The sequence below is a fragment of the Micromonospora sp. NPDC020750 genome (assembly GCF_044334565.1).
Lineage (GTDB): Bacteria > Actinomycetota > Actinomycetes > Mycobacteriales > Micromonosporaceae > Micromonospora.
The window spans coordinates 313,068-333,254 of the sequence record NZ_JBIRTH010000009.1 but is presented as its reverse complement, the minus strand read 5'-3'; the positions used below and the strand labels follow the sequence as shown (position 1 = coordinate 333,254).

Sequence of the window (20,187 nt, the reverse complement as noted above, 5' to 3'; positions counted from 1 at the left end):
TAGAGGTCTTTGGTGGTGGCGTGTCGGGCTATGACGTCGGTGTTGCCGTCGTTGTTGAAGTCGCCGGGCGAGAGGATGGTGTCGAATGCGGACCAGTTGGCCCCGATGATTGTCGAGCCGGAGATGAAGCTTCCGGTGCCGTTGCCTTTGTAGAGGTAGAGGTCTTTGGTGGTGGCGTGTCGGGCTATGACGTCGGTGTTGCCGTCGTTGTTGAAGTCGCCGGGCGAGAGGATGGTGTCGAATGCGGACCAGCTGGCCCCGACGACGGTCGACCCCGACTGGAAGCGACCGCCGCCGTCGCCCTTGTAGAGAAGGATGTTGTTGTTGGGCGTGTACCGCGCCATAACGTCCGGGTAGCCGTCACCGTTGAAATCTCGTTGAGGACCAGCCGGAACCGCTTGGACCGGGCTCACCACCGTGTTCCATGCGAGCACCTGGCTAAGCTGACCCTTGAACCAGCCGCCGTGCCCGGTAGCGGACGTCCGGTGCGCGCCCATCCGGAACGGCCCGTTCGCCGTCCAGTTCCCGGCGTGGTTGACCACCGCCTTGTTCAGGTTGCCGAGGTAGAGCCCGAGACGGCTGTTGGCTTTCTCGTAGCTGACCGTCACGTGTGTCCAGACACCCAGCCTGGCGGTGTTCGCGCCAGCGCTGGCGACGTCCCACACCGGGCTAGTCACGTCACTTTGTGACATCGCGACGCGCCAGCTGCTGTCCGAGGCGTCGATCCAGAGCTTGAAGCCGGCCGTGTTCGTTGCGTCCTGGGAGAGGACGGTGCCGCCCGCGGCGGTCGGCTTGACCCAGGCGGACACCGTGAAGTCGGCGTTCGTCGCCACCGCGGGCCCGGTTGTGGCCAGCATGCTGTTCGTACCATCCAGCAGTACGTCCCGCTCGAACAGGTCTCCGGTGTTCCAGGTGCTGTTGCCGGCCCCGGTGGCGTGCAGGATGCCGACGGAGTCCTCAGCCACGTCGGCGCCGGTCACGGCGCCGCTTCCCGCGTCGTTGAGTTGCCAGCTGTGGTCCGCGGTGATGAGGTTTTGGGTGGGTTGGGCGGCGATGGTGCCGGTGCCGGTGGTGAGGTTGGTGACCTTCCAGAGGGTGATGTTGCCGCCGGTGCCGGTGGTCCAGAGGTCAGGGGTGCCGTCGGCGTTGGTGTCGGCGGCGCGGAGGGTGAGGTTCGTGCCGGTGTTCCAGGTGGTGGAGAGGGTGTGGGGGGTGTAGGTCAGTTGACCGGTTTCTTCGGTGTAGTTGAGGTCGGTCCAGAGATGTAGGGCGCCGGTGGTGCGGTTCCACAGGAACATGGCGGTGCCGCCGGTGAGTTGGGCGGTGGTGATGGTCCAGTTGTTCCAGTCGGTTCCGCCGTTGGGTGTGGTGGCAGTGGTGTATTGGGGGTTGACGTTGCCGCCGATCATGCCGAGGTTGGGGTAGTAGGTGAGGTGGTAGCCGTTGGTGGGGTCGCCGCTGGTGCCGATCAGGTCGGGGTATGGGGAGTTGAGGTTGCGGGTGTCGTCGGCGTTGGCGAGTTGGATCGGTCGGTTGCCGTTGTCGTCGAGGAGTTGGCCGGGGTCGATGCTGAACTGGTTGCCGCTGAGTTGGGCTTGGATGGTGGAGCCGTCGCCGTTGGTGCGGAGGATTCCGGCGCCGCCGGGGTTGACGCCGCCGGGATAGTAGACGAGGACGTCCTGGAGGCCGGTGCCGGTGAAGTGTCCGGTGAGGGCCTGGGCGCCGTCGAAGTCGGCGGGAGAGTTGTTGCCGGTGACGCCGTTGCCGCGGGTGCCGATGTTGGTGCCGGGGAGGGCGGTGCCCTCAGTGTTGCCGGCGCCGAGCCAGAGTCCGGAGGGCAGGCCGTTGGTGGCGCCGACGGTGAGTAGGTCGGCGGTGCCGTCGCCGGTGAGGTCGGCGTCGGCGGCTGTGGCGGCCGGGTTCGAGTTGAAGGTGACGCTGGCCGAGTCGCCGAAGTTGCCTCCGGTTGACACGCTCGTCACGGTCAGCGTGTTCGTGAACCGGGTGGGGGAGACGGCGATCGTGGCGTTGCCGTTGCTGTCGGCTGGGACGTCGTTGGGCGGGCCGGCGTTGAGTTGGTAGACGTAGCTGGTCGGGGTGCTGCCGGTGCTGCTCTCCGACTTGGTGATGGTGAAGGCCGCCGGCTCGCCCACCGTGGTGGTCAGGTCGCCCGGGTGGGAGACGGCCGGTGACCCCGGCCGGGTCGGGTCGAAGGTGAATGTGCAGGTGGCCGACCAGTCGCTGGGGGTGCGGAAGTCGGTGGCCTGGACCTTCCAGGAGAAGCTGGTGGCCGCGCCGGTGCTGGTGGTGGTGACGCCGGACGCTGTGCGGAGGGTGGCGACGGGGACGACGAGGACGGCGGTGCTGCCGGAGGAGTAGGTCAGCAGGTTCGGGTTGGAGGAGGCCAGCGCGGTCTGGGTGGCGTCGGTGGTCTTCCAGAGCTTGAAACTGGTGCCGAGGGTGCCGCCGTTGCGGTCGGAGACGGGGGCGTAGAGGGACACGCCGGCGTCGCCGATGGTGGTGCCGCCCGTGCAGACGGTCTTCGGCGAGGTTGTCAGGCCGGCCGGCTTGTTGGGTTTGTGGTTGTAGCGGATGGTGAGGGTGGGGCTGGTTTCGAGGAACTCTTTCCAGCTCTGGGTGTCGCTGGCCTCGTTGGCGGCGATCATCCGCAGGGTGCGGGTGGCCTTCTGAGCGGTGACGTCGGCCTCGACCTGGTTCGTGATGTCGAAGGAGACGGCGGCGGCGTCGCAGCCGCTGTAGCCGTGGGCGAAGCTCTTCGACGCGGCCAGGGGGCCGTTGGCGACGCCTTCCCAGTGGTTCCAGGTGGCGTTGGCGGCGGCCAGGGTCGTCGCGGGGGCGTAGACGTTGACGGTCTTGGCGGTGCAGCTCCAGGACAGGGTGTTGGTGATTTTGAAGATGGCGTCGTAGATCTCGGCCCCGGCCAGGGTGCTGTAGGGGATGGGGAAGTTGACCAGGGTCTGGGAGCGTTGGCTGCCGGAGTTGCCGACCTGCATCCGGTCGTTCGGGTCCGGGGTGTCCTTCCAGTAGTTGGTGGACTGGTGCTGGTAGGAGATCGTGGCCCAGCCGGACATCTTCGGCCCGACCGGTGTCCAGGTGAACGTCGGGTCGATGAAGACCGGGTAGACGCTGCGTGGATCGTTCAGGAGCTTCCGGTCAGGGGTCAGGCGGAGCGTGCCTGCGGTGATCTTCACTGCGATGGGGGCGCTTTTCGCGGCGAGGCCGGGGGCGGCGGGGCTGGAGGCGGCGGTGCCGCGTCGCGCCGTACCCGCTGCCTTGGCGGCGGTGGAGTCCCACATGGTGGGGGCGGGAGCGGTGAGGACGGTCTGGCCGGCGCGGTCGCGGCCGGTGATGTTCCCGGCCGTGTCGGCGGCGAGGGCGATCCCCTTGGCGGTGGTGGCCAGGTCGAGGGCGGCGAGTTTCGGGTTGGCGGCGGCCTGGCGGTTCTTGACCACGAAGACGTGGGAGAAGCCGCCCTCGGCGGTGACGGTGACGGTGAGGTCGACCCCGGGCAGGACCTCGGGGTAGGTGGCCGTCGGGCCGGTGAGGGCGGGCTTGGGCAGGGGCATGGGGGCGGCAAGTGACAGGGCCCGGTCGCCGCTGACCAGCTCGGCCAGGGGGCCGGTGCCGCCGGGGGACAGCCGGACCTCGTTGGTCGTCACCGCCGGGGTGATGCTGCCGTCAGCGTGCCGGACGAGGGTGGGGTCAAGGTTCTTCCATGCCCCGTCGACCCGGGTGCGGGTCGGCACGGCGGTCTGGGTCAGCTCGATGGTGCCGTCGGGGCGGGCGGTGAGGGTGGCGGTGGACGTGCCGGCGGCGTTCGCCTCGACCGGTCTGCCGGTGCGGCGGGCCTGCGCCACCGCCTGATCCACCCCGAGCACGGGTGCCGGCGTGGCGGCGGCTGGGGCGGCTGTTGCCACCGCTGGCGAGGCGGCCAGGACTGCGGCCGAGCTGGCCGCGACGAGGCTCACCACCGCGCTGATCGCGATGGTTCTCGTCGATTTCGTCGGGTGTGGTGGGTGACCTGTGGGCATGGCGTGGTTCCTCCCCGTGAGCGTGTCCGATGGACACATGACCGCGTCCGCTGAGCGGCCACAGTGAATCAGCTCGCGCTCACTCAAGGAACGGTTGAGGTCACACTGTGTCGTCCCTTTCGGACGCACTGCGACGGATTTGATCTATGGAAGTATGTCTATCGTTATCCCCTCGTGACCTTTGGCGGCTCTGGACGTGAAACATTGTCGGGCGCCACGGGGGTGCGCATTCGACCACCCTGCGTGGTTTTCCTTGTCTCTCGCGGAGTGGGGTGCGCATGATCGAGTACGGGGGCTTACGCCTGCTGACTCGTCCCAGACGTCTGGTCGCGGTGATCGCGTCGGCGTCATTGGCGGCGGGCATGTTGACGGGTACGCCGGCGTCGGCGAAACCCAAGGGCGCGGAGGTGACGAAGCCACCGGCGACGTCGCCGGGGCAGTCGGTCAAGGGCGTGAAGCCGTTGCCGACGCGGTTCGTGACACCACCGGACGACGCGAAGTCGAACCACCGTCCGTCGCGGACGGTGTGGCCGAGGGCCGCGTCGGGGCAGGTCGAACTGTCGGCGTCGCAGGCACTGTCGGCGTCATCGGTCAAGGCACGGGTGGCGGGTACGCCGGTGTGGGCCCAGCCGGTCGCGGCCAAGGACGGCAAGCGCACCGGGCCGGCCCGGTTGACGGTGACGGTGGCGGACCGGAAGGCCGCGGAGGCCACCGGAGTCGACGGTGTGCTGCTGTCGGTTGTCCCCGACACGTCGTCCGGTGCGGTCCGGGTCGGGGTGGACTACGAGGGGTTCGCGGAGGCGTACGGCGGTAACTACGGCTCCCGGCTGAGGCTGGTGCGGCTGCCCGAGTGCGCGCTCACCACCCCGAATCTGCCCGCGTGCCGGACGGGCGAAGCGCTGTCCTCGACCAACGACGTGGCGGCGAAGTCGGTCTCGGCCGTGGTGCCCATGGCATCCTCCGGTGCGGGCGCGCGGACGGTGCTGGCGGCGGTGGCCGCGGCGGGTGATGAGGGCGGTAAGGGCGGCACGTACGCCGCGACGGACCTGAAGCCGTCGGGTTCCTGGACCGGTGGCGGGAACACGGGTTCGTTCACGTACTCGTACCCGGTCACGGTGCCGCCTGCGGCGTCGGACCTGGTGCCCACGGTCGCCCTGTCCTACGACTCGGGCAGCGTGGACGGGCAGACCGCCTCGACCAACGCGCAGGCGTCCTGGGCCGGCGACGGCTGGTCGAGCCCGCGCTCCTATGTCGAGCAGACCTTCGCCTCGTGCATGGACGAGCCGGGCGGCAGCGCGTCGCCGGTGAAGACCGCGGACCGCTGCTACGACGGGCCGATCCTGACCCTGTCACTGAACGGCTCGTCCACCGCACTGGTCTGGGATTCGACGACGAGTGTGTGGGAGCCGGAGTCGGACAACGGCGAGGTCGTCACCCGGGTGACGAACTCGAACAACGGCAGCGGCACCTACAACACGGACTACTGGCGGGTGACCCTGCGCGACGGCACCATGTACGAGTTCGGCCGCAACCGGTTGCCCGGCTGGACCTCGGGCAAGGCGGAGACCAAGTCGGTCGACCACAGCCCGGTGTACTCCCCGCACTCCGGGGACCCGTGCTACGACTCGGCCGGGTTCTCCTCCTCGGTCTGCACGATGGCGTACCGGTGGAACCTGGACTACGTCAAGGACGTCCACGGCAACGCGATGGCCTACTACTACAACCAGGCCACCAACTACTACGGCCGCAACAAGGGCGCCACCGACGTCGCCTACATCCGGGACAGCAACCTGGCGCGCATCGACTACGGCTTCACCGACGGCAACGCCTACGGCACTGTGCCGAACCAGGTCGTGCTCAACACCGGCGACCGGTGCCTGTCGGGCACCTGTCAGCCGCTGAACTCGGCGAACAAGGCGAACTGGCCCGACGTGCCGTTCGACCTGATCTGCAACTCCGGTACCGACTGTGACGACTGGAGCCCGTCGTTCTTCTCCACCGTCCGGTTGACCTCGATCGAGGCGCAGCAGTACAACACCGCCACCTCGGCCTACGAGAAGGTCGACTCGTACGCCCTGACCCACACGATGCCGGCCACCGGTGACGGCACCTCCCCGACGCTCTGGCTCTCCTCGATCGCCCGGACCGGGCACGACACCAGCGCGGGCGGCTCGACGGCGGCGATCACCCTCCCGTCGATGTCGTTCACCGGCATCAAGCTGGCCAACCGGGTCGACACCACCGGCGGCCTGCCCAACTTCTACCGGCAGCGCATCGCGACCATCACCACCGAGACCGGCTCGGTAATTTCCCCGACGTATGAGTTGCCGGTGCCGTGCACCGCGCCGGTCACCACCGCCCCGGCCAGCAACACCAAGTCGTGCTACCCGGTGTACTGGACCCCGGACGGGTACGTGAACCCGTTCCTGGACTGGTTCCACAAGTACGCCGTCACCCGAATCACCTCCACCGACCCGACCGGCGGGGCACCGGCGCTGTCGACCAGCTACAGCTACCTGGGCGGGGCGGCCTGGCACTACGACGAGAACGAGGTCGTCAAGAAGAAGTACCGCACCTACGGCCAGTTCCGCGGCTACGGCAAGGTGCGCACCTTCAACGGTGACGGCGTCAACGACCGTCGTACCCAGTCCGAGGTGGTCTATCACCGCGGGATGAGCAAGAACAACAACACCACCGTGGTCAACCTGACCGACTCCGCCGGCGGCACCCACGAGGACATCGACGAACTCGCCGGTAAGGAACTGGAGACCACCCAGTACCTCGGTGAGGGCGGCCGGGTCGACTCCTCGACCATCACCTCGTACTGGGTGTCCGGGGCCACCGCGACTCGGACCCGTACCGGCCTGTCGGCGTTGACCGCACAGTGGGTAGCGCCGATCAAGACGTACACCCGGCAGGCGGTCACTAGCAGCGGCGCGGTCACTTGGCGGTACACCGCCACCGACAGCGCCTATGACGCGAGCACCACCAGCGCGACCGTCGGCGAGCTGAAGCACACCTACAGCTACACGGTGCCGATCAACGCGGAGCACGACCAGTGCACTACCTACACGTATGCCCCGGTCAATGCTGGCAAGAATCTGGTTGGCCTGGTGGGCCAGACCGAAACGGTGTCCGTGGCCTGCGGCGGCTTCACCCTGGGGAGCCCAGCCTCGGAGCCAGGTGGTGTGAATACGCTAACTGCGCCGGGGACAGTGAACCGGCCGGCCCAGGTGGTCAAGGTCGAGCGGAGCTTCTACGACGACCCGACCTTCGCGACCACCTTTCCCCAGACAGCCGCCCCGACCAAGGGCAACGTCACCATGACCCAGATCGCCAAAGATTCTGGCTCGGGCACCTATATCTGGCAGACCGGAAGTAGGTCGGCATACGACTCCTTCGGCCGGGTGACGGACTCCTTCGACGCCAAGGGGAACAAGACGACCAACGGCTACACCATGAACACCGTCAATCTGGTCACCGGCACATCGGCGACCAATGCCCTGAACCAGACCTCGTCGGTCACGGTGAACCCGAAGCGCGGTAGCAGTATGGCCAGCACCGCTGTGAACACCGTGGTGACCCGGCAACAGTATGACGCGCTTGGGCGGAACACCGCTGTCTGGTTGAACAACCGCCCCCTGAGCAGTGCAGCCAACCATAAGTTCACCTACACGGTGTCGAAGACCGGTGTCACGGCCGCGACCAGCCAGAAGCTGAACAACTCCAGCGGCTACCAGACCTCGGTCACTCTCTACGACGCGCTGCTACGTAATCGGCAGACTCAGTCGGTCACCCCACAGGGTGGCCGGATGATCACCGACACGTTCTACGACACCCGGGGCTGGACGAGGGCGTCGTACAACGGCTGGTGGGACGACGCGACGACGCCGACGGTAAGCGCGCCGGTGTCGGCCGCGGACCTGGGTAAGCAGGTGCCGAACCAAACCTTCACCACCTACGATGGCCTCGGCCGTGCCGTCATCACCGCCGCTGTCAAGAACGGCGTGACCGTCTCCACCACGACCACGGTCCAGGGCGGGGACCGCGCCACGGTCATCCCGCCCGCCGGTGGCGTCGTCATGGCCACCGTCACCGACGGACTCGGGCGCAAGAAGGAACTGCACGAGTACAGCACCCGTCCGACGGTGACCGCTCCGGCGGACACGTTCACCGGCGACTTCGCGGTCACTGGCGGCACTGCCGCGATCAGCAGGTACGGGTACGACAGCCGCGGCAACCAAGCGACCCTGACCGACGCGGACAACAACGTGTGGACCTCGACCTACAACCTGCTCGGCCGGGTCGTGGCAAAGTCCGACCCCGACGCCGGCAACAGCAGCATGGTCTACGACGCCAACGGCAACCTCGTGCAGTCCATCGACGGCCGCAACAAGACCCTGTCGTTCACCTTCGATGCCCTGAACCGCAAGACCGGCGAGTACGCCGCCACGGTAGACAACCAGTCGACTGCCAACCAGCGAGCCGCCTGGATCTACGACAACAGCAACGCCGTCGCCGGGGTTACCAACGCCATCGGCAAGCTCACCACCACGATCGCCTACCGGGGCGGGCAGGCGTACACCACCCAGCAGAAGGCGTTCGACAGCTTCGGCAACAGCCTCGGACAGACGATCACCATTCCCGCCACCGAAGGCTCCCTCGGCGGGTCCTACGTGTTCGGGCACACCTACACCTCGGTGCTGGGCCTGCCGCTGACCGACACGTACCCGGCCAAGGGCAGTCTGCCCGTCGAGACCGTCCTGCACGGCTACTCCGGCCTGCTGGACCTGCCCTCCACCCTCGGCGGACTCGCCGGTTACGCCAACGGCGTCACCTACGATGCATGGGGCCGGGTCAACCAGCAAACCCTCGGCACCGCCACCAGCGCCGCCTACGTCACCAACACCTACGATGCGCACACCAGCCGGCTGACCAACCAACTTGTCACCCGCTCCACGGTTACCCCGAGCACGATCGACGAACAGGAGTACAAGTACGACCTGGTCGGCAACTTCACCCGCAAGACCAGCAAGCGCCTCGGTGTGACCACCCCGGCGGAGACGCAGTGTTACGGCTACGACGGCCTCGCCCGACTCGCCGAGGCCTGGACCGCCACTGACAACTGCGCCATCACCCCGACTACCACCAACAGGACCATGGTCGGCAACACCATCGGTGCCGGCAGCGCCTACTGGACGAGCTGGACCATCGACCCGATCGGCAACCGCACCCAGCAGGTCGACCACAACCTCGGCACCGGCGCCGACACCACCACTACCTACACATACGACGGCAACGGCCAGAACAAGCCCCACACCTTGACCTCCTCCGCCACCAGCGGCGGAGCGGCCGGGGCCACGGCCTACACCTACGACAACGCCGGCAACACCACCGGCCGCAACGCCGCCCAGGGTAACCAGACCCTCACCTGGGACGACGCCGGCAAACTCACCGGAATCACCGGCGGTACCAGCGGCGTCAATACCTTCACCTACGACGCCGACGGCAATCTGTTGCTCCAAAAGGAAACCGGCAAGACCACCTTGTACCTGCCGGGACAGCAGCTCACCCTCATCACCAGCACCAGCGCAATTGATGGAAACCGCTACTACAGCCTCCCCGGTGGCGGTAGCTGCATCCGCTCCGGCAGCGGCACGGCCTACTCCTTCGCCATCGTCGACCATCAGGGCACCCCGACCCTCTACCTCGACAACACCGCACAGCACCCCACCTGGCGCCAGTACACCCCGTACGGGGCGGCTCGGGGCGCGGCCGTCACCGCACCCGACAACCGCGGCTTTCTCAACCAGCCGACCAGCCCCACCGGCCTCGCCGTCGTCGGTGCCCGCGCCTACGACACGGCAACGGGACGATTTACCTCCGTCGACCCCGTTATTGACGTCGCTGACGCACAGCAGTGGAATCCCTACGCCTATGGGCATAACAGCCCCATCCGCTACAGCGATCCCACCGGCATGAAGGACTGCGGTGACGACCGGTGCACCACCTACTCCACCCCCGCACCCGGCGGCGGCTACACCATCCACGAGCCCGGCGGCAAGAAGACCACGTACGGGGGCGGCAAGGGTGGTAAGGGCAAGGGTGGCGGCAAGCCGAAGCCCCCGCCGGAGGCATGCACGCTCGGGACGCCGGAGTACTGCCACGCGGAGGGTACGCGCCACGAAAGCCCTGACGCCATAGTGAAGAAGTGGTTTCAGAACATGATTCAGGGCTTCAAGTCCCCGAACCTGAACTGTGGCATCCTGGGCCCGACTGATCAATGTGCGACCTATGAGTACTTCCGCTGGGGCGATCGGATGACCAGGGAACTCTGGATGACGTCCGAGTTTGCGAACATCTATCTGGAAATCGATAGGCGTGCTGCTGCGGGTGAACTGGGCGGGCGTCAGGACTTCCACTACTCTGACATGCCGAAGAGTGAAAGCTACAAGCACTTATTCGGAGACATGCTGAGTAACGCGTCGAAGGGTGCGTTGGGTAGTAGCAGATTCATGGCGGTCACCGGATCGTATGACGTTGACTGGCGCGTTGTGGGCTACGAGAACGACAATCCTGTCGTCGAGTATCATGTACAGAACGCCACTACCATTTACTCTGGATCTCGAATTCCTGGAGTGACACCGCCGCGCGGTGACGGGAATGCAGGGAGTGGAGCGGATGCCTACCCGATCGAGCGTTACATGATTCAGAGTTACCGTTTCAGGTCTACCACCTGTGTCAACGCGGCGTGTCCGCAGTGACGAGACGTACCCGGTGGCGACTCGCTGTGGGAGTTGCCGCGGTCGCCTCATCCGTGGTGTGCCTTGTCGCCGTGGTCGCCATCGGCGTAGTGAGGTGGTTTGACGATCCCCGTCCGGAGTTGTCGAGCGACATGGTGGCCGGTGTGTGGCAGGGGGCTGATCGGGCGGAGTTGTCGTTCGACGGCGATGGGTTGTTCCGCGCGTCGCGGATTCCCGTCTCGCTGCTGGGATCGGCGTCATCCGGGCCGACGACAAGGTCAGGGACTGGAAAATGGTCAATCCGCGCTGCGGTCAACGACCCCAGCGAGAAGAAGACCCAGGTTGCTCTCGTCTTCGAGGCGCTTGACGGGTTCCCGGTTCCTTATTCGGTCAATCTGCGAGCTGAGTCAGTCGACGGAAAGGTGGTTCTGTTCTGGTTTGTCGGTGATCCTGACCTGAATCGTCGGTTCATTCTCGAAAGGAACTGACCGGGTCGTGCTCTCGCGCACGCACCGAAAGTCGACACGCTGATTCCGGTACGACGTGCGGGGCTCCTGCGGGTGCCCCGCACGTCGTACCCGCGGATCCAGAGCATGCCGAGGCCGCAGGCTGACGGGGAGGCACGCCGTCGAGATCGGCGTTGCCTTGGCGGCACCGACGACTTCACGGTCGCTGGGCGTGACATCGGGGTCGGCGAGGGCGAGACCGTCGACCTGTGCTGTGCGGCTTCCCAGGGCTATCGCGGCGAACTTGGTCAAACTGCGCCTTTGACTACGTCGTCTGACGACCGTGCAGGTAACTGACGGGCGGCCTGCGGTGCGGCCAACCGCGGGCCCCGATCCCGCCCGGACGTAACGTGAGCAGATCGCCGCGTATGAGCGGCGCGGCCCGTCCTGGGGGCGCGTGACGCAGTTCGCGGTGGTGGTCGCCGCGATCGTCGGTTCGACGCTGGTGTTCGACACGCTGGCGAGCTTTCATCCGGGCACCGGGGCGGGGAAGTCAACCCCTGCCGAGCGGTCGGCAGAGGCCACGGTGCGGGACTGCCGCAGGGCCGGCCCGGTGAGCGGCGACGGCCTTGGGTGCTGGTGGCGCTGCGCGGTAGCCGTCCAGGTCAGCGACGGTCGCGAGGTGGAGACCGTGGCCGGCGGCACCACCGGTACGACGTCGTACATCTACGACCGCCGTAGGCGACAGCACCGGCCGCAACGCCGCTGAGACCCGCTGGTCCACCTGGAATCCCACATCAGGCACACGATGGAATCCGTTGCCGCCTTGCGTTCCCGACCTCGCTGAACCGCCGCGAAAGAGCGGGGAAGGGCCTGACCCTGGGGCTCACCGGGCCGGGCCGGGCAGCAGGGTGCCGGAGTGACCCCGGTCGGTGAAAGTTGTGAAGGATACTTGCGCAACAGCCCGGCAGCATCGAATATTCTTTTCGTGCGCAGAGACTATGGTCGATTCCTGTCCGGCGCGGCGCTGACGGTGGCGCTGGCGCTCGGCGTGGCCGTCCCCACGGGCGCCACCGCCTCCCCGCCCAGCACGCCCGAGACCGCGCCGATCGCCGCCCAGGCGGCGGCCTGCGTGACCGATCCGGCCACCCCGAAACGGCAGTTCCGGGGCATGTGGATCGCCAGCGTTGCCAACATCGACTGGCCCAGCCGCACCGGGCTCACCCCGGCCGCCCAACAGGCGGAGTACCGGGGCTGGCTCGACCTGGCCCAGCAGCGGCGGATGAACGCCGTCGTCGTGCAGATCCGCCCCACCGCCGACGCGTTCTGGCCGTCGACCTACGAGCCCTGGTCGCACTGGCTCACCGGCACCCAGGGCGGCAACCCCGGCTACGACCCGCTGGCCTTCATGGTGGCCGAGGCGCACGCCCGCAACCTGGAGTTCCACGCCTGGTTCAACCCGTACCGGGTCGCCAACCACACCGACCTCACCAAGCTGACGGCCAGCCACCCGGCCCGCAAGAACCCGGGCTGGGCCGTCGCTTACAACGGCCAGCTCTACTACAACCCCGGCATTCCCGCCGTCCGCGCCTTCGTGCAGAACGCCATGATGGACGCCGTCAGCCGGTACGACCTCGACGCCGTGCACTGGGACGACTACTTCTACCCGTACCCGGGCAGCGGTGGCGGCTTCCCCGACGCGGCCACCTTCGCCCAGTACGGCACCGGCTTCAGCAACATCGCCGACTGGCGGCGCAATAACGTGAACCTGCTGGTCCAGGAGATGCACAACCGGATCCAGGCGATCAAGCCGTGGGTGAAGCTCGGCGTGAGCCCGTTCGGCATCTGGCGCAACGCCGGCACGGACCCGCTCGGCTCGCGCACCACCGGCCTCCAGTCGTACGACGCGATCTACGCCGACACCCGCCGCTGGGTGAAGCAGGGCTGGATCGACTACATCGCCCCGCAGATCTACTGGCACATCGGCCACCCCTCGGCCGACTACGCGGAGCTGGTCCGCTGGTGGTCGGAGACCGTGACCGGCACCAACGTGCAGCTCCTCGTCGGGCAGGCCACCTACCGCGCCGGCGCATCGGGGCAGGACGCGGCCTGGCAGGACCCGGCCGAGCTGACCGACCACCTTACGCTCAACCGCGCCCACCCCCGGGTCACCGGGGACATCCACTTCAGCGCCAAGGACGTCCGCGCCGACCGGATCGGCGCCGTCTCCCGGGTGGCGGCCGACCACTACCGCCGGCCGGCGCTGGCGCCCGCCGGGGTGGGCGGCAGCGCGCCCGCCGCGCCGAGCCTCACCTCGGCCGTGCGCGGCACCGGCGGCGTGACCCTGAGCTGGCAGCGCGGCGGCACCGGCAGCACGGCCGCGTACGCGGTGTACCGGCTGCCCGGCGACGGCGCGGTCGACCCCTGCGACCTGGCCGACGCCCGCAACCTGCTCGGCACGGTCCGCGCCTCGGGCAGCACCGGCACGTTCACCGACGCCACCGCCGCGCCCGGCTCGACCTACCGCTACCTGGTGACCGGCCTGGACCGGCTGCAGCACGAGAGCCCCGCCAGCAACGCGCGGGTGGTCACCGGCACCGGCGGCACGTTCAGCGTGATCGTGGACAACGCCACCGCCAGCGGCTTCACCGCCGCCGCCACCTGGGGCACGTCGTCGTACTTCGCCACGCGGTACGGCACCAACTACCGGTTCGCCGAGCCGCAGGCGGTCAGCGACCCGGCCTGGTTCACCGCGACCCTGCCCGCCGCCGGCTCGTACCGGGTCGAGGTCTGGTACCCGGCCGACGCCGGCTACAACAGCGCCACGCCGCACCTGGTGGCGACGGCGAACGGGACCGTGACGACCAAAGTCGACCAGCGCACCGGCGGCGGGCAGTGGCGGGTGCTGGGCACCTACGACTTCGCTGCGGGGACGCGCCAGGTCGTCGGGGTCAGCCGCTGGACCAGCACCCAGGGGTACGTCGTCGCCGACGCCGTCCGGATCACCCGGCTCTGAGCCGGCAGAGAAACCTCTCGTACGGTCAATGCCGTGCCCGCTCCATTCGGCCGTAGGTGCTCTTCCGGGTGCCTACGGCCGAATGGCAGCAGCCACGTAGGCCTCGGTGAACTCCCGGCTGGCGGCCGTCGACCGTTGCGGCTGTCCCAGGGGCGACCGGAGTTGCGCGAAGGTGTAGACGTCCCCCGGACGCCAATCATCTCGTGGTCGGTCACGAAGCCAAGGAACGGCAGATCGTCTTGATGGGTGCCACGCTCGAACTCGCGACGTGCCTTCCTGCGGCGGAACTCTTCGACCAGGGAGGTGGCGAAGCGCCAGCTTAAGATCAAATTGACGGATAGTCGGCGTGCTGGGCCGCCGAGGCGGGTTTCGCCGGGGGCAGCGTTGTCGTGGCGGGGGCCGCCTGCGGGCTAGGCCGGGACCCACGCACGGCCAACATGGCGATGCCGCTCGCTATGGTGCCGGTCAGCGCGACTGCGGCCACCGGCACGCCGACCAGGAACACCGTCCGCCAACTCACCGCCTGCGCCACTATGCCGCTCACGACGGGTCCGAGCAAGAGAGCGGCGCCGAGCGCCAGGCCGAGCACCAGTCGTGCCTGGGAGCGCCAGCGTCCGAGCTGGCCGGACAGGGCGAGAGCCACGCCGATCACAGTTCCGGCACCCAGCCCGACGACCACCCCCCCAACCGCCATCAGCGCCGCCCCCGGCGCGAACGCGCTCACCACGCTCCCGAGGACCAGGAGCACCAGCGCTGGCACCCCGGTTGCGGTGGGCCACCGGCGGCCGAGCAGGTAGCCGGGCACGACCAGGGCCGCCGTCGTCACCGCGTACGGTGCAACCACGGTCATTGTCACGGCCATCGTGGACAGTCCGAGGTCGCGGCTGATCGCGCTGCCCAGCGGGCCGATCGGCGCGGTGAGCAGTCCGGCAGCGACCATTGCACCAAGCGCTGGACCGGCCAGCGACCACAGTGGGCGAACCACCGGCGGTCGGGCCGGTGCGGGGTATCCGGGTGCGCTCATACGGCGAGTGTAGGCCCCGGCGAGGCAGCCTCGAACGGCACGACCAGGCACCGGCGAGGGAATCCGATGCTCCGCCCCGTCGCGCCCCGCCTAGTTCCGGCGCAGCCAGAGCGCGCCCAGCGGCGGCACCCGCAGTGCCACGGATGCCGGCAGGCCGTGCCACGGCACGTCCTCGGCTTGGACCTCGCCCAGATTTCCCACCCCCGACCCGCCGTAGTGATGGGCGTCGGTGTTGAGCACCTCCGTCCACGTGCCGGCGGCGGGCAGCCCGATCCGGTAGTCCTCCAACGGCAGGGCGGAGAAGTTCGCCACGCAGACCAGGGTCGCGCCGTCGGGGGCGATCCGGATGAACGACACCGTGTTGTGGGTGACGTCGTCGCCGGCGATCCAGCGGAACCCGGCCGGTTCGGTGTCCTGCGCCCACAGCGCCGGGGTGTCCCGGTAGACCCGGTTCAGGTCGCCGACGAGGCGCTGCACGCCGGCCCGCGCCGGGTCGTGCAGCAGGTACCAGTCGAGGCCGCGTTCCTCGCTCCACTCCCGGTCGTCGCCCAGCTCGCAGCCCATGAAGAGGAGCTGCTTGCCCGGGTGCGCCCACATGTACGCCAGCAGCGCCCGCACGTTGGCCAGCCGCTGCCAGGTGTCCCCGGGCATCTTGGCGGCGAGGGAGCCCTTGCCGTGGACCACCTCGTCGTGGCTGATCGGCAGCATGAAGTTCTCGCTCCAGGCGTACGCGAGGGAGAAGGTGAGCTGATGGTGGTGGTGCTGCCGGTGGATCGGGTCCTTCGAGGTGTAGAGCAGGGTGTCGTGCATCCAGCCCATGTTCCACTTGAACCCGAAGCCCAGCCCGCCGTCGGCGGTCGGCCGGGTCACCCCCGGCCAGGACGTGGACTCCTCGGCGATCATCACCACCCCGGCGTGGTGCTTGTAGACGGTGGCGTTGACCTCCTGCATGAGGGCGATCGCCTCCAGGTTCTCCCGGCCGCCGTGCTCGTTGGGCAGCCACTGGCCCTCGGGGCGGGAGTAGTCCAGGTAGAGCATCGAGGCGACGGCGTCGACCCGCAGCCCGTCGACGTGGAACTCGTCGCACCAGTACAGCGCGTTGGCGACCAGGAAGTTGCGTACCTCGCGGCGGCCGAAATCGAAGACGTACGTGCCCCAGTCGGGGTGCTCGCCCCGGCGCGGGTCGGGGTGCTCGTACAGCGGGGTGCCGTCGAACCGGCCCAGCGCCCACTCGTCCTTGGGGAAGTGCGCCGGCACCCAGTCCAGGAGCACCCCGATCCCGGCGGCGTGCAGGGTGTCGACGAGGTGCCGGAAGTCGTCTGGGTTGCCGAACCGGGACGTGGGCGCGTAGTAGCCGGTGACCTGGTAGCCCCAGGAGCCGCCGAACGGGTGCTCCATCACCGGCATGAACTCCACGTGGGTGAAGCCCAGCTCGGTGACGTACGCGGTGAGCTGCTCGGCCAGCTCCCGGTAGCCGAGGCCGGGCCGCCACGAGCCGAGGTGCACCTCGTACACGCTCATCGGCTCCTGGTGGGGCTGCCGCCGCGCGCGTCGCGCAAGCCAGTCGGCGTCGTTCCACTCGTACGTCGAGCGGTGTACCACCGACGCGGTGGCCGGCGGCACCTCCGCGTACGCGGCCAGGGGGTCGGCCTTGTCCCGCCAGTGCCCGTCGGCGCCGAGGATCCGGTACTTGTACCGCGCGCCCTCGGGCGCGTCGGGGACGAAGATCTCCCACACCCCGCTGGAGCCGAGCGAGCGCATCGGCCAGCCGTCGTCGGGGCCCCAGCCGGTGAAGTCGCCGACCACCCGCACGCCGCGCGCGTTGGGCGCCCACACGGTGAAGGCCACGCCCCCGTCGCGGACCCGGGCGCCGAGCGCCTCCCACAGCCGTTCGTGCCGCCCCTCGCCGATCAGGTGCAGGTCCAGCTCGCCGAGGGTGGGCGGGTGACGGTACGGGTCGTCGTGCACCGCGCCGTCGACCTCGACCCGGTAGTCGAGCACCTCACCCGGCAGGACGGCCTCGAAGACGCCCGCGTCGTGCACCCGGGTCGCCGGGTGCCGCTCGTCGCCGACGAGCACGCTCACCACCTGAGCGCCCCGGCGCAGGGTGCGGACGGTGGTGCGCCCGTCTGCGGGGTGCGCGCCGAGCACGGCGTGCGGGTCGTGCGCCACGCCGGCGATCAGCTCGTCCATCGTGCGTCGTCCTTGTCAGCCGCAGCGGTGGGGGTGGTGCCCCCGGAGAGTTCGGAGGGCACGTCCTGCACGGTCAGGTCGGGCGCGGCCGGCGCGGCCGGCTCCACCGGGGGCGGGACCGGCCGGCGCACCGTGAACACGTGCGCGGGTTGCAGGTACGGGTCGAGCCGTACCGCGTTGTGCTGCCCCCAGTCGTAGCTGGCGCCGGTCAGCTCGTCGTGCACGGTGAACCGCTCGTGCCAGTCGAGGCCCAGCTCCGGCATGTCGAGGGTGGTGTTGCCCCACTGCACGGCCTGCGAGTCGAACGAGCAGACCACGATCACCGCGTTGCCGGTGTCCGGGTCGTGCTTTGACCAGCACAGCAGCGCCGGATTGTCGATGTCGTGGAAGACCAGGTTGCGCAGCCGGTGCAGGGCGGGGTTGTCGCGCCGGACCCGGTTGAGGGTGGCGACGAACGGGGCCAGCGAGCGCCCCTGCGCCTGCGCGTCCGCCCAGTCCCGGGGGCGCAGCTCGAACTTCTCGTTGTCCAGGTACTCCTCCGCGCCGGGGCGGGCGGTGTGCTCGAACAGCTCGTAGCCCGCGTACATGCCCCAGGAGGGGGAGAGCAGCGCGGCCAGCACCGCTCGGATCTTGAACATCGGCGGGCCGCCGTGCTGCAACGTCTCGTGCAGGATGTCCGGCGTGTTCGGCCAGAAGTTCGGCCGCATGTGGTCGGCCGAGGCGACCAGCTCCTCGCAGTACTCCCGCATCTCGGCCGGCGTCGTGCGCCAGGTGAAGTACGTGTACGACTGGGTGAAGCCGATCTTGCCGAGCCCGTGCATGATCGCCGGCCGGGTGAACGCCTCGGCGAGGAACAGCACGTCCGGTTCGACCTTCTTGACCTCGGCGATCAGCCAGTGCCAGAAATCCAACGGCTTGGTGTGCGGGTTGTCCACCCGGAAGATCCGGATCCCCTCGCCGATCCAGTGCAGCACCACCCGCAGGATCTCCGCCCGGATGCCCTCCGGGTCGTTGTCGAAGTTCACCGGGTAGATGTCCTGGTACTTCTTCGGCGGGTTCTCCGCGTACGCGATGCTGCCGTCGGCCCGGGTGGTGAACCACTCCGGGTGCTCGGTCACCCACGGGTGGTCGGGGGCGCACTGCAACGCCAGGTCCAGCGCCACCTCCAGGCCCTGCTCGGCGGCTGCGGCGACGAAGTCGCGGAAGTCCGCCGGCGTACCCAGGTCGGGGTGGATGGCGTCGTGGCCGCCCTCGGCCGCGCCGATCGCCCACGGCGAGCCCACGTCGTCGGGGCCGGCGGTGAGCGTGTTGTTGCGGCCCTTGCGGTTGACCCGGCCGATCGGGTGGATCGGCGGCAGGTAGAGCACGTCGAAGCCCATCGCCGCCACCCCGGGCAGCCGGTCCCTCGCCGTGACGAACGTGCCGGAGCGGGCCGGGGCGTCGACCGTGGCCGGGACCGCGCCCTCGGAGCGGGGGAAGAACTCGTACCAGGAGGAGAAGAGCGCCAGGGGGCGGTCCACCCAGAGCCGGTGCTCCTCGCCGGTGGTGACCAGCTCGCGCACCGGGTGCGCCCAGAGCAGGTCGGCCAGGTCGAGGGCCGGGGCGACCCGCCGGGGCAGCGCCAGCCGCTCGTCGCGCAGCGCCGCCACCGCCGCCGTCACCCGGTCGGCGTCGCCGGCCGGTACGAGGTCCACGGCCGCGGTCAGCACCCGCGCGCCCTCGGCCAGGTCGTTGGCCAGATCGGCCGCGCACTGGCCGGCGGCGACCTTCTTGGTCACCGCGTTCTGCCAGGTCAGGTACGGATCCTGGAACGCCTCGACGGCGAAGGCCCACGCGCCGACGGCGTCGGGGCGAACGGTGGCGTGCCAGCGGTCCTGGCCGGGCTCGCCGGGGCGCATCCGGGTGAACGGCCGGGCCTTGCCGTCGGGGCCGAGCCAGACCACGTTGCAGCCCAGCGCGTCGTGCCCCTCCCGGTAGGCGCGTGCCGACACGGGCACCGCCTCGCCGACCACCGCCTTGGCCGGGTAGCGACCGCAGGAGACGACGGGGGAGACGTCTTCGATCGGGAACCGTCCAGTCACTCCGCCAACCTACTGTGCGAGATCGTCTCGCGCGCGGCCAAGCGGCCACCGGCACCCGCCCCGGCTCACCCGGCCTGCGCCGGAAGCATCCGAGGGCCGACGACGGATACTCCCAGCTCCGGTTCGGGTACCGAGCGTGATCACGCAGCGCTACTTACTGGCGTCAATTTGTGCGCCTATGCGGCTTTGATCCTTTCTGTTTGTAATCTTCATTGACCTGCCGCCTGACCGGCGGATAGCTTGTGCCAAGGCAATGATTGATGGATAGCAATCAGCTGCATATACGGGGGATACATGAGTCAGGACGAAAGTCGAAATTTACCCAGCTCGCAGTGTTGACGATGCGCATTGTTGTGCTCTCCTGCGGGCTGGCGGTCGCGGCGTGGCTTGTTCCGCTGTTCGCGGAGGCGGCGTCCCGCGTGAATCGGGATCTGGCATCTCTGGCGGAGGTCGGGCTGACGTGTGAGGCGGTTGCCCACCAGCCGCGCGTCGGCGACTGACCGCGCACCAACCTTCCGAGACAATTCTCTTTCATTACTTTCTTGGCGCCCGCATATCCGGGGTGCTGTTTCAGCCTGCGCCGGTTCGGCTTTATGCCGTGCCGAGTGCGGTGAGGTGTGTCCAATCTCCGG

At 68.7% G+C, this 20,187-nt stretch carries 9 protein-coding genes; 5 read left to right on the top strand and 4 right to left on the bottom strand.

Translation table 11 applies throughout. The features are described from left to right. Positions 1 to 4,052: FG-GAP-like repeat-containing protein (locus ACH4T9_RS26545; RefSeq protein WP_396686864.1), on the bottom strand; the 4,052-nt coding region annotated here is incomplete at its 3' end. A 407-nt stretch (positions 4,053 to 4,459) separates the two neighbouring features. Between ACH4T9_RS26545 and ACH4T9_RS26540 the strand changes: the two genes are divergently transcribed. The 4 genes from ACH4T9_RS26540 (at position 4,460) to ACH4T9_RS26525 (ending at position 14,257) form a co-directional block, all read left to right on the top strand. After that, complete coding sequence (locus ACH4T9_RS26540; protein WP_396674057.1) at positions 4,460 to 10,816, top strand: RHS repeat-associated core domain-containing protein; 6,357 nt, start codon at positions 4,460 to 4,462, stop codon at positions 10,814 to 10,816. 71 nt (positions 10,817 to 10,887) lie between these two features. Continuing rightward, positions 10,888 to 11,283, top strand: a complete 396-nt coding sequence (locus tag ACH4T9_RS26535; protein ID WP_396674056.1) for a hypothetical protein — start codon at positions 10,888 to 10,890, stop codon at positions 11,281 to 11,283. A 415-nt stretch (positions 11,284 to 11,698) separates the two neighbouring features. Continuing rightward, entirely contained in the window at positions 11,699 to 12,010 is a 312-nt protein-coding gene (locus tag ACH4T9_RS26530) for a DUF6346 domain-containing protein (protein WP_396674055.1), read from the top strand. Positions 12,011 to 12,229: 219 nt separating this feature from the next. Continuing rightward, positions 12,230 to 14,257, top strand: coding sequence for a family 10 glycosylhydrolase (locus tag ACH4T9_RS26525; RefSeq protein ID WP_396674054.1), 2,028 nt, complete (start codon positions 12,230 to 12,232; stop codon positions 14,255 to 14,257). A gap of 325 nt (positions 14,258 to 14,582) precedes the next feature. On the opposite strand, the gene ACH4T9_RS26520 is transcribed toward ACH4T9_RS26525, so the two are convergent. The 3 genes from ACH4T9_RS26520 to ACH4T9_RS26510 all read right to left on the bottom strand — a co-directional run bounded on the left by ACH4T9_RS26520 (position 14,583) and on the right by ACH4T9_RS26510 (position 19,555). Beyond that, positions 14,583 to 15,281, bottom strand: coding sequence for an MFS transporter (locus ACH4T9_RS26520; protein ID WP_396674053.1), 699 nt, complete (start codon positions 15,279 to 15,281; stop codon positions 14,583 to 14,585). A gap of 90 nt (positions 15,282 to 15,371) precedes the next feature. Next, positions 15,372 to 17,474, bottom strand: coding sequence for a 1,4-alpha-glucan branching protein GlgB (gene glgB, locus ACH4T9_RS26515; RefSeq protein WP_396674052.1), 2,103 nt, complete (start codon positions 17,472 to 17,474; stop codon positions 15,372 to 15,374). Further along, the gene (locus tag ACH4T9_RS26510) at positions 17,462 to 19,555 is read right to left on the bottom strand and encodes a maltotransferase domain-containing protein (RefSeq protein WP_396674051.1); all 2,094 of its coding nucleotides are present in this window, start codon (positions 19,553 to 19,555) and stop codon (positions 17,462 to 17,464) included. The genes glgB and ACH4T9_RS26510 overlap by 13 nt, the downstream gene beginning before the upstream one ends. 260 nt (positions 19,556 to 19,815) lie before the next feature. Between ACH4T9_RS26510 and ACH4T9_RS26505 the strand changes: the two genes are divergently transcribed. After that, complete coding sequence (locus ACH4T9_RS26505) at positions 19,816 to 20,055, top strand: hypothetical protein (protein WP_396674050.1); 240 nt, start codon at positions 19,816 to 19,818, stop codon at positions 20,053 to 20,055. The last annotated feature ends 132 nt before the right edge of the window (positions 20,056 to 20,187 follow it).